General features: G+C 53.2%; 9 protein-coding genes. 3 read left to right on the plus strand and 6 right to left on the minus strand.

All coding sequences use genetic code 11. The annotated features are described in order from the left end of the window. Positions 1 to 163: 163 nt before the first annotated feature. From tnpA to RMSM_RS24735, 4 genes are all read right to left on the minus strand, one after another. A complete protein-coding gene (tnpA, locus tag RMSM_RS24720) occupies positions 164 to 616 on the minus strand; it encodes an IS200/IS605 family transposase (RefSeq protein WP_008702960.1) in 453 nt (150 codons plus the stop codon). A 124-nt stretch (positions 617 to 740) separates the two neighbouring features. After that, positions 741 to 2,174 carry a DUF1501 domain-containing protein gene (locus RMSM_RS24725; RefSeq protein ID WP_008702961.1) on the minus strand — a complete coding sequence of 478 codons (1,434 nt, stop codon included), beginning with the start codon at positions 2,172 to 2,174 and terminating at the stop codon, positions 741 to 743. 104 nt (positions 2,175 to 2,278) lie between these two features. After that, complete coding sequence (locus tag RMSM_RS24730; RefSeq protein WP_008702962.1) at positions 2,279 to 4,663, minus strand: PSD1 and planctomycete cytochrome C domain-containing protein; 2,385 nt, start codon at positions 4,661 to 4,663, stop codon at positions 2,279 to 2,281. A gap of 130 nt (positions 4,664 to 4,793) precedes the next feature. Further along, complete coding sequence (locus RMSM_RS24735) at positions 4,794 to 5,312, minus strand: hypothetical protein (RefSeq protein ID WP_144057934.1); 519 nt, start codon at positions 5,310 to 5,312, stop codon at positions 4,794 to 4,796. A 416-nt stretch (positions 5,313 to 5,728) separates the two neighbouring features. Here RMSM_RS24735 and RMSM_RS24745 point away from each other — a divergent pair, with 416 nt between their 5' ends. Further along, the gene (locus RMSM_RS24745; protein WP_144057935.1) at positions 5,729 to 6,286 is read left to right on the plus strand and encodes a sigma-70 family RNA polymerase sigma factor; all 558 of its coding nucleotides are present in this window, start codon (positions 5,729 to 5,731) and stop codon (positions 6,284 to 6,286) included. Further along, positions 6,283 to 7,902 (plus strand): FecR family protein, encoded by a 1,620-nt coding sequence (locus tag RMSM_RS24750; protein WP_008702965.1) that lies wholly within the window; start codon positions 6,283 to 6,285, stop codon positions 7,900 to 7,902. Before RMSM_RS24745 ends, RMSM_RS24750 begins: the two co-directional genes overlap by 4 nt. A gap of 282 nt (positions 7,903 to 8,184) precedes the next feature. On the opposite strand, the gene RMSM_RS24755 is transcribed toward RMSM_RS24750, so the two are convergent. Continuing rightward, positions 8,185 to 8,970 carry a class I SAM-dependent methyltransferase gene (locus RMSM_RS24755; RefSeq protein ID WP_008702966.1) on the minus strand — a complete coding sequence of 262 codons (786 nt, stop codon included), beginning with the start codon at positions 8,968 to 8,970 and terminating at the stop codon, positions 8,185 to 8,187. Positions 8,971 to 9,455: 485 nt separating this feature from the next. Here RMSM_RS24755 and RMSM_RS24760 point away from each other — a divergent pair, with 485 nt between their 5' ends. After that, positions 9,456 to 10,394: a coiled-coil domain-containing protein gene (locus RMSM_RS24760; RefSeq protein WP_008702967.1), complete on the plus strand. Its 939-nt coding sequence runs from the start codon at positions 9,456 to 9,458 to the stop codon at positions 10,392 to 10,394. 465 nt (positions 10,395 to 10,859) lie between these two features. Here RMSM_RS24760 and RMSM_RS37315 read toward each other — a convergent pair whose 3' ends face one another. Next, positions 10,860 to 11,588 (minus strand): GxxExxY protein, encoded by a 729-nt coding sequence (locus RMSM_RS37315; protein WP_160168366.1) that lies wholly within the window; start codon positions 11,586 to 11,588, stop codon positions 10,860 to 10,862. Positions 11,589 to 11,660 lie beyond the last annotated feature (72 nt).

The following is an 11,660-nucleotide window of genomic DNA, read 5'->3' on the forward strand; positions in this document are numbered from 1 at the left end:
GCGCGACCCTGGGCTTTGGTGTTAAACGCCTTCGGCGTTGGTATATGTACGCCGCGCTGTTCTGGAGGTTCGTTGTAAGACGCCTTCGGCGTTGATGTGTGCGCGATGTCTGATCCGGCGCTGCGTTGAAAGACGTCCTTCGGCGTCGGTCCGGTCGACCCTTTCAATCCCAGACGTAACGCTCATCCAGTTCGATACCGTACTTCGCGCACAACCGGCGAAATTCATCCTGAAACGATTCCTTCCGGTGATGTTCTTCTTGATTCGCGATGTACTTCTTCAGTGCGTCCACGTGCGAGGGACTGATTGAAAATGCGCCGTAACCGGATTGCCAATAGAACTTCGCTATGCCCAATGTGCTCTTCGCCCACTCCGATGAGTCCGATTTCATCTCGCGAATCAGCTTTGCGATATCGATCGTTTTGCCCAACCGACACAGCAGATGAACATGGTCCTCGACGCCACCAATCGTCACAGCAGGACTGTTGTGGTTTTTGCAAACTCCCGCCAGATATCCATGCATCTGCTTCCGGTCTGTATCAACCTTCAGGAAAGGTTTGCGACCTTTGGTTGAGAACACCAAGTGGACATAGATTTGAACGAGAGATTGTCCCATGATGCTACCCGCTCCCAACGTCCGGTATGATTCCGTGGTTTCAGACCGCGAAACGGTCTTACCGTTGTAGCATGACACGAACCCCAACGGGGTTCAACAATGCATCTCAGGCTGTGTCTCGTTGTTAGGTAATGATTTCGGCTGCGACGGATCCCGCAACTTCGGTCAGACGCATTTCGCGACCGCCGTAGCGGTAGGTTAGCCGTTCGTGGTCGAATCCCAGCAAGTGTAGGATGGTGGCGTGCCAGTCGTGGATGTGCATCTTGTTTTCGACAGCTTCGTAGCCGTGTTCGTCGGTGCTGCCGTAGCTGAAACCTCCTTTGACGCCGCCTCCAGCCATCCATGTAGCGTAACCCTTGTGATTGTGGTCTCGGCCGTTGCCATCAGGAGAATATGGAGTCCGACCGAATTCACCGCCCCAGATAACCAGTGTGTCTTTCAATAAGTCGCGGCGTTTCAGGTCGGCCAATAATCCGGCAATCGGTTTGTCCGTTTCTGCGCAGTTGTCAGCCAATGCGGTCTTGATGTTGCTGTGTTGGTCCCATGTTCCGTGCCCCAGTTCGATGAATCGAACACCTGACTCAGCGAAGCGGCGAGCGAGTAGACATTGACGACCGAAACCATCGGTTGGGTCTTCGTTGATTCCGTACAACCTGAGAGTCTCCTCCGATTCGTCGGACAAGTCCATCACTTTGGGGACGGCGTCTTGCATGCGAAAGCCAAGTTCAAAGTTCTCGATAGCTCCTTCGACGATGGGGTTGTGCTGGTCATGCGCCAGCTTGTCGCGATTAAGAGCTGCCAGCAGATCGAGCTGCACTCGTTGGTCTGATTTGGAAAGTTGCTTGTTGACAGCGTTATTGATTCCATACGGATTGACCTCGCCTCGACGCATCCGATCGATCCGACGATTCCTAGCACTGCTGTCCTGCACCGAGAATTTCGTTCCCTGATAGGCGGCGGGCAAGAACGCGCTGCCATAGTTCTGGGCCCCGCCGTTGGCAGTCGTCGGATTGATCGAAATGAATCCGGGCAGGTCTTGGTTCTCGGTACCCAGTCCGTACAGCGTCCAAGCACCCATGGAGGGTCGCACGAATTGAAAATGACCGGTATGCATCTGAAGGAAGGCCTGTGCATGAGCCGGTTGGTCGCAATGCATCCCTCGCAGCAGACAAAGTTCGTCCGCCTGTTTCGCGAGATTCGGAAACAATTCGGACATCCACAAACCACTGTTTCCATGCTGTCCAAACTTCCACGGCGATGCTGACCACGGTGTTCCGTAGTGGGACGGTCGCCCGTGATCTTTCTGAAGTTGCGGCTTGTAATCGAAGGTGTCGACGTGTGAAGGTCCGCCTCGCATGCACAGAAAGATGACACGCTTGGCACGAGGTTCAAAGTGTGGCGTTCGCGAAGTCAGTAAGGATGTTTTGGCATCAGCCGCGGCCTCGGATGTGGCCAAACCCGCAAAGGCCAGATAGCCGAAGCCGGCAGCGACCGATCGCAGTGCTTCGCGTCGAGAAAGTGTGGCGACTCGGTTGTTGCAGAAGGGGTTGCGTTTCATGATGCTTTTCTTTGTCGCTGAAAACGGTTGAGGCTGAGTATTGGACGAAGCTACGAGTCTTCGTATGTCGAGGACTCGTGACCTCGTCCATTACGAGAAATGAGTTAATCGATCGTGTTGAATTCGGACGTACACAACAACGTCTGACAGTACGCAATTAGTTTCTCTTCTGTCGTCAATCGTGACTCACTCACGTTTCTCATGAATTCCACTGCGAGCTGTTGTTGCTGGGTTGTCGGATGACGCCCGAATGCGATCAAGTAAGCTTGTTTGATTCTCTCGCTCGGCGGGAATTGCTGAACACGATCGGCAAAACCTTTCGCCTGAAGCTGCACGAATGGATTATTCATCAGATAGAGTGATTGCAACGGGCTCGATGTCGTCTCGCGCGAGCCGGTGACAAGGCTGGCGTCGGGTGCGTCGAAGAGTTCCAGCATTTCCGGCAGGACTCCACGAACACGCGGCAGGTACACCGAGCGATGATTCGACTCGATAGCGCGAATCACTGGCTCAAACACATTCTGGCCGACATTGCCTTCGCCAACATCTCGAAGCAAGGTGCCAAGGGGACGCTGCGAATCAAGATTGCCGCTGACAACCAGCATCGCGTCGCGAACGGCCTCGGCCTCCAATCGTCGTCGATTCATTTGCCAGAGAAACTGATTGTCTGGATCGACATCGAAGTTCTTGTCATCGTGCTTGGAGGAAAGTTGCCATGTCCGCGATAGAGCGATCTGTCGAATCAATTTCTTTGTCGACCAGCCGTCTTCGACGAACTGATTTGCGAGGTAATCAAGCAGTTCTGGATGAGTCGGCGGGTCACCGCTGACACCAAACTCGTCGACCGTTCGCACCAGTCCTCGGCCAAACATCCAATGCCAGATGCGATTGACCATGACGCGCGCGGTCAACGGATTTCGCTCACTGGCGATCCATTGTGCCAGTTCAAGTCGACCGCTGTCCGAAAAATACGAAGACGCTCCAAGACCATCGTCTGTTTTCTCGTGGCGCACGGCAGCGTCCTTCGTCCACGTCGTCAAAGTGTGTTTGCCTGGCGGGCTGAGAACTCGCAGCAAACCACGTGGCACTTCCTGAGCTGGTTTGTCCAATTCACCGCGAACCAACAATCGTGTCGGAAGTGGGAATTCTCGGTCCTGCGTCCCCATCGCGAACACACGTGCTTGTCCGCTGGTCAGAACCGCCTGTAGTGCAGCTTCGGTTTCGTCGCGATCGGAACGGTACTTTCGCAACAGTCCTCGAAAGACGTTTTCACCCGACCGAATTTTCCTCATCGCGTCGTCGAGCGTCTTCTTAGCATCGTCGCGAGCCTGAACCAGTTCGGCATATTCTTGTTTACTGAGCTCAGGCTGCCCCGATTTAGGCCCCATTCCGGTCAGGTCGATCAGAGTTGTCGCCTGCCGGGCTTGTGCTTTCAATAAACCATAGTGTGTTTCTGTCGCCCGAAAGATTCCCGCCATCGCGTAGTAGTCGGTTTGCGGAATCGGATCGAACTTGTGATCGTGGCATCGGGCGCAGGCGACGCTCGTCCCCAGAAAGGCTCGCGTCGTTGTGTCGATCTGTTCGTCAACGAGATCCGCGAAGTATTTTTGCTGGTCCTCTTCACCGACCAATTTGACACCAATGGCTAGAAACCCGGTGGCGATAAGGTTGTCCGCCCACTCCTGATCGTCGGCGATGGGCAACAAATCGCCGGCGAGCTGTTCTCGGACAAATTGGTCGTAAGGCTTGTCGCTGTTGAACGCGTCGATTACCCAGTCACGGTATCGCCAGGCGTGCTGAAAGACGTTGTTTTGGTCTCCGCCTGTCGATTCAGCAAACCGAGCGACGTCCATCCAGTGCCGCCCCCAGCGTTCGCCGAATTGGGGCAGGTCCAACAAATGGTCGACGAGTTCGAACACAATCTGTTGTCTCGCAGCATCGGAAGTCGAACTGTCCATCCGCGCGGTCCAACGTTGAGATTCCTCCGCCGTCGGTGGCAGGCCGATGATCACGAAATAGAGCCGACGCACTAACGCTTGAGCGGGTGCGTCATCAACGGGTGTCAGTCCCTTTTCGTTCCACTTCGCCAGCACGAACTGATCGATTGAAGTTCTCGGCCAATCAGTGTTCTTGTGCTCTGGCGGATCGTGATGCACTGGCAGGCGATAGGCCCAAAACTCTCTTCCCTTTTCGATATCGATTTCAGTTTGCACGTCCTCGTTGATCTTGGTGACACGCGGGTCCGGAGCGCCAGCCAGTATCCAATTGCGAAAGTCAGCGATGACCTCGCTGGGCAACTTGCCTTTGGGCGGCATCTGATAGTCGCCGTCGTAGCTGATTGCTTCGTACAGCAGACTCTTGTCCAGAGAACGCCCAGCGATCGCAGGGCCGGTGTCACCGCCTCGCAACAATGCTTCTAGCGAGTCAACTTTCAGTCCGCCTTTTGATTTCCCAGATGCGGATGAATGACACTCGTAGCAGTGTTTCACGAGTATAGGACGAATCTTTGACTCGAAGAATTTTACCTGAGTGTCAGGCAGCTTCTGTGCGAAAGCTGGCTGGGCGAATCCTACAAGGATGAAGCAAACGATGACTCGAGTGAGAGACGTGGTCATGATTCTATTTCTTCTTCATCGGAGGTCGTTTGGGCTTAACGGCGAGAATGGTTTGACCGGACAATGAGGTCGCACTTTGATTGATGTCTGTGTCGCCGCTGATCACGTTGACTTCCGTGATGCGGTTATCTTTCGTGACGATCCGGGCTTTCAGCGGCTCATCCATCCGCTGAAAGACTGAACTGCGGAGTCCTCCGGGGATTTCCCCAAGGACACGAAACTTGAACGTTCGACGCTCACGCATTGCCGACGTGATCTTTGCCGTTGTGGGGACTGTCACTGTCAACGCATTGGTATTGGTGGCTGCACCACCGCGTCGCCGACGACCTCGGGCTTGTCCGTCGGCCATGCCACCGGCACCACCTTGCATACCCCGTCCGCGACCGCCTCCACCGGCAACGTCATCTTTGACAACCAGCATTCGGTTGCCATTTACCTTTTGGATCGTGACAAAAGTTTCTTCCGCTGCGGCGATGTCTGGCAATGTGACCAGCAAAAGGGCAATAGCGTATGATTGGAGCATGGTCATAGGAGTGATGCCGTTCTTCCAAAGGTTGATCCCGTGCAAGCGATGTCCGCCTGTCCTAGTAGTCTTCCAGTGAGCAGACGATTGCCCGCCAAAAGTCTTGGAATTTGAGAAAGTTTCGATCTCGCCAGTTCGCCGTCCACTCCACTGACGCCTGCGAACCTCTACGGAAATGCCAGATCTGGAATGTGGTGAAAATTTGAAACTTCTGCGTCCAATCGGCATTGGTTCGTACGACTAGTGACAGGCGGTGCTCCTGACTTGGCATCGTTGAGACGTCCAATGTCGTAGTGGACAAGGCCACGAGTCCTGCAGCACGGAACCTCGCAGCCTCGTCCAATACCAATGGACCACTTTCAGTTTGGCCGATACCAAGTCGAACCGGTGACTCACCGACGATAGAATAGGTCGTAATGAACAATTCCAACGAACGATCGGAAACAGGTGACGACGATGTGAGAGAAGTCTTCGTCACTTTGCTGATGGAACATCGACATCGAATCTATGCGTTCATCTCGAAGCAATTGGTAAATCCTGCCGACGTTGAAGACGTGTTTCAAAAGACAAGCGTGGTGCTTTGGAAGAAGATGGAACAGTTCGACCACGACGGCAGCTTCTTTCATTGGGCGTGTGGAATCGCATTTCACGAAGTGCTCAATTTCCTGAAGGCACAGCGTCGAAGCAAACTGCACTTCGACAGCGAACTCATGCATCTACTTGCTCAAGAGGCAGCCGAAGAAGAAGAATTGACTCAGTCGCGACTTACAGCGCTCAGGCACTGCATGTCCTTGTTGTCGGAGCGGCAACAACAGATTCTTCGCCGTTGTTACATGGGAACAGACTCTATCACGGAGGTTGCGGAAGGCTTGGGACGTCAACGAACTGCGCTATACAAACAGCTCGCACGATTAAAGCAGAAGTTGCTTGGCTGTATCCAGAAGCGGGTTTCAGTCATCGGAGGTGAATCGTGAAAGACGAAGAACTTCAGCGACTATGCGATTTGCTGGTGACCGGCGACATTGCAGCAGACGATCATGCGACATTGCAGCAGAAGCTCAAAACCGACGCCGAAGCACGTGCAACTTTTCGAGAGCGGATGGACTTGGAAGCAGGACTGCGTACTTGGGCTTCGGAGCCAGTAGCCTCACTGAGAATTTCAGAAACAAATTCGGATGACGCTGACCGCACTGTGCAGCGAAGCTCGGCCATGCGATGGAATTATACGATCCTTGCCGTGGCAGCCGTAGTGTTGCTGGTCGTCGGCGCATCGATTTGGAATAACTTAACCGACACGGATCCCAAACAACTCGCGGAGGATCGAACCACTGAGCAAAGCGTCGCTCCACCGGCAGCAACGCGACTTGTGGGCGTCATTCGGGAGCAGGAAGGATGCCAATGGAGTGTGCGTCCTGTTTCGACTGCGGGCCGATTTGCAATTGGCAAGCTGGAACTCAGCAAGGGGATTGCTAAGTTGAGTTTCGATTCTGGAACCGACGTCACGCTCGAAGGCCCTTGTGAAATCGACATCACTTCCATCGACGGCGCTCGTTTACTCGTCGGGAACGTGTGCGTAAACGTCAGCGAGTTGTCGGGCGGCTTCACGCTTGAGACTCCGGAATCCCAAATCATCGACGAAGGCACTGAGTACGCTGTGTCGCTGGACGAAGAAGCCGCCGAAATCCACGTCTTTGACGGCAGCGTCCTCTGGATTCCCACGGCTACTGAATCCGAAGTGAACGATCAGACTTTCGAGGATCGGATCGAGGCTGGTGAGGCCAGAAGCTACTTGCGAAGCGACCCGACGATGCCCAAACGCATTCCCTTTGGACAACGCCAATTCGTACGCCGGCTTGAGGATCGACTGAAAACGCATGCCGGTGGAGAGCTTGTTGCCTACGATGGTTTTGAAAATCTAGCCGGTCGCGTCCGGCGGGGTCGCAGCGGATTCGGATGGTCAGGCGGATGGCAACTCAGTGGTCGAAGTCGTGGGAAGATTGGCGAGATCATCGACTGCGGCGACGAGGTTGTGTTTGGACTGGACCGTTCGCAGCGACGTTTGATGTTCCTGGAACAAGGCTCAGACATACGTCGCGGTTTTGACCAACCTCTGGATCTTGTCACTGGCGAAAGCATCTACGTCAGCGTCTTGATAGAGCGTCAGTCCTCATCATCTGAAGAGGATAAATCGTTCCTACAGATTTCGCTGGAACCCGATCTTCCCGGACGGGGACGTCGCTTGCATCAGATCGTTTCGTTCGGCGTGGCGACTGACGGGTTCCCGTTCATCACCAGTGGAGACGCAATCACTAAGACAGCGACCAGATTGGTCGCGGGTGAAACTGTTTTTTGCGTGCTGAAACTGGCCATTAACGGCGATAAAACGAGCCCATCAGTGCGAGTTTACCGCTACGGTGAAGTCATCGACGAAAGTGAACCGTCCGCATGGACCGTGACAGGACGTGCGGGTTCGACGGCCTATGCACCCGCGTCATTGCGAATCATCGTCGGCGAGAACGCGTCATGGCAGATCGACGAATTGAAGATCGGCAGAACGTGGGATTCGGTGGCAAAGCCGGGCAGACAATGATGGCAACAACAACACGATCCCCAACGGGGTTCGACAATGCACACAGCTGTTCGACCCCGTTGGGGGCGGCGGTGCGGGGTGGCGTCGCGAACCCAGGGTGCGCTACGCGACCCTGGGCTTTGTTGTGAAACGCCTCCGGCGTTGATCTGTGTGCGCCGCGCTGTTCGGGGGTTCGTCGAAATGCTCCGTCGGCGTTGTTGCGAGGATCCAACGGCCATCGATTGACCGCAACGCGGTCGGACAACATAGCCCGAGGTCGCGAAGCGCAACCTCGGGAACGTCTCATGGCTTAATCGCACGCGTGGCGATGAAGGTGTCGAGGAATTTCGAGAGCGGGTCGAAATCCGATTCGCCGTAGCGATCCTCGTAGAAACCCGTGAGCAGAAAACCGGCAGCCAATTGGCCGCCGATTTGATCTTCGAGTGTGTGGCCGAACTCCAACGCATACCCTGATTCAATTGATTGTTTGATGTGCTCCTGATCCAGGTAGTCCAGGTCCGAATAGGGAAGCGGATAGCGAACTTCCAGATTTCCGTTCTCTTTGCGTTCATCGTCGAAGATGTACCTAATTGGATTGGTGAATCCCGCCATCAAAATGCCTCCGTGTCGCAAGACCCGAAAGCATTCTCGCCAAACCGGTACCACGTTCGGAACGAATGTGTTGGAACAGGGATGGAAAACAAAATCAAACGATTCCGAATCAAATACCGACAGATCCGCCATGTCGCCTTCGACAAAACTCATCTGCAGTCCCTCACGCTCGGCGACATAGCGATCTTGGTCCAATTGCCGAGGCGAATTGTCAAAGACCGTCACCTCCGCACCGGCCGCAGCAAGCACCGGAGCCTGTTGGCCTCCCGCTGCTGCGAGGCACAGGGTCTTCGTTCCGTCGAGTGGCGGGAACCAATCGGCAGGCACCGGAATCGTTGGTGTCAACACGATTTCGAAATCGCCATTTTTGGCCCTCCGAATCGTCGCTTGATCCACCGGTTTGGTCCAACGGTTCCCCTCATCAACCTGTTTGTCCCAAGATTCTCGGTTGTGTTTGAGAACATCCCCTTCGTTCATACATGATTCCCTTGTTGTTGAGACGATCTCATTTACGCTTGTATTTCCGACACAGACAGGCGGTGACGTCGAAAGGTTCGCAGGTCACTCCTGCATCCAAAATCCTGCCCGCGAATGAACGCGAATCGTGACCCGGCCACACCCCAGAAAAAAGGATTTGGTAGGAAAATGGAGGTAGAAAGATGAATCACTCTACATCCTTAATCTTTTCATTTTTCTGCCAATCCATTTTTTTGCCTGCTCTTCATCAGGGTGATCGCCGGAAGAACAAAAAATTACCGTAAAAGATGTTTCACGGATATAACCGAAGAGGCGCATTCCATAACTACGGAGGCGTTCAAAAATGAAAGGAGTGGAACAATCATGTTCCGCAGCGCCCTGATGTCTGACGAATGAAGCCTGACCGAAGGAGGAAGCCGAGCTTCAATATCGATTTCACGTCCAATTTGTGAACTACTGCTTTGTTCGAATCAAAGAGAGCTTGAATGTTAACCGACTTCAATGACCGGCTTGCGATTGCCAAAACAAATCTCCGCCAGAGAGATAAACTTGAATCGATGTTGCGCTCGGCTCGCCTATTGCTGTCAGAAGCAAAACACGAGCGAGCCAATTTGAAGCAGATCGTTGAGAAAGAGCATTCAGATCTCGCTGCGTTGGAAGGACTAAGTCTCACTGCGTTGTTTCATGCGGTGCTCGGCAGTAAGGAGCAGAGACTTGAAAAAGAGCGAAAAGAGTTTGTCGCAGCAAAACTGAAATTCGATCAAGCCAACGCCACCGTTGATGATCTCAGCGAGGAAGTGCAGCGATTGGAGGAAAAGTCATCGCGACTGGAAAACGCTGGCGCGGAGTACGAACGTGTGGTTGTCGAAAAAGAGCAATATCTTTCCGAAAACGACAGTGACATTGCAAGAAAGCTTGTGGATCTAACGCAGCGGCTCGCGGATTTGGCGGCAGACCACAATGAACTTGATGAAGCCGTGGATGCGGGGCAGTTCGCACTTCAAGCTGTCAAGAGAATCCAAGACACACTTGCTTCCGCCGCCAACTGGGGAGTTATGGATATGTTCGGCGGCGGCATGCTCACGACGATGGCCAAACACTCGAAAATCGACACCGCCAAGGATCAAGCTAGAATCGCGCAAAGAAGGTTACTGCGATTTGAAGAAGAACTTGCGGATGCTGACGAGCGTCTTCAGGTATCACTGCAGATCGATGGATTCTCGAAGTTTGCCGACTACTTCTTCGATGGCCTAATTTCCGATTGGATTGTGCAAACAAAAATCAGTAAGGCTAGAGCAGAATGCTCCAGCATCATCTCTCGCGTGAAAGCTGCGGTGCGAGCTTGTCAGAATCGTCGAGAGTCGGTTGAGTCAGAGATTAAGTCGCTGACGGAAAGCAAAAGAAATTTAATCGAAACGGGGTAACCGAATGAATTCAGTGCTTCAAAGGTGATGTTTCCAAGCTCGCATACGATCGAGAAGTCTGACTTCACGCACTGCAGCAGCGCCGCGATCAGCGCCACAAGAGTTCGACATGGAGGGCAGAATCCGTAATATTTCATTCGATATTTCTCATCTTCTACGGTTAGCTGGTGTACCCCCTGCGGCCATCCGGTGTGACGATCGTCCCTCTTTTTCGTCTCACGTTTTCTCGTTCCGACAAACAAATGAATTCAGTAATCCTGTTCGTCTGTCCCCACATTCGGCTGTTAATTTTCAACGCGAGTTTACGGCGTCCCTCGGCAGCGTCTGCAACGCAAACCGGTGCAACACACAGCTGCATGACCAAGTTAATGATTGGCAAATTTCTCGTCTCGCATCTGCTGTTTTTGACAGACGAATGTTGGACAGCCGAATTTTTCATTTAACACTCATTCTGGGATTCGGCTGTCAATTCTTTATGAGTGTTTCGATGGTAATGTTGCGTTGATGAAAATTGATCCACTGCATTGCCCGAAACGGAGAGTGCAGCATTTGTCGTATGAGATGTGGCCGCTGCCGTTGGCGATCTGAATATCCCGAAACTGTGAAACAGACGTCGGTTCTGTGGCAAGTGAATCGGGTTGAGCCTATGTCAACACCACCTCGGATCATTGGTGCCTGATAGACGACTTCTGCTTCTCCTCCGAAATGGAAAATGATAGCTTGTTCATAAAGCCGAAAATCCAGGTAGGCACCCCAATCAGCAAGAAAACTCTTGGTTAACTGGATTATCTCTTCACACTCGCGTCCTTGAGGTCGCCATGCAGCGTCGTCGATTAGAAACCGGTAACGGTCCTGTGTGGGTACGGCGTTAAAACGCAACCGCCCCTTGACTCGTTCCGCCCGGAAGTTGATTAGTTTGCCGTGGTTCACATTGAGCATCATCGCATAATTAAGTACCTGAACGTCATGTTCGCAAAGTAGCGCAGCAACCGTCTTCAGCTCGTACAACGCGTCATCAGCGATGAGGTCGACACGGTATTCCTTTCTGAACGCCCCATGTGATACCTCGATAGGGACCTGCGTGCGAACATCGCTGAAACCGGATGCACGGATCCGTGCCGCAACGTCCTTTTCATAGTTCTGCTCGTCACAAAGTCTTCCGAGTTCATTCTGTGAAGCAAAAGCACACCCCATCACGATCCGATCACGCTCATCAAACTCTGATTTGCTCAGGTTCCGCGGTCGGTACTGGGGTATAATAGGCAT

Origin of the sequence: Rhodopirellula maiorica SM1, from assembly GCF_000346295.1 — a bacterium.
Classification (GTDB): domain Bacteria; phylum Planctomycetota; class Planctomycetia; order Pirellulales; family Pirellulaceae; genus Novipirellula; species Novipirellula maiorica.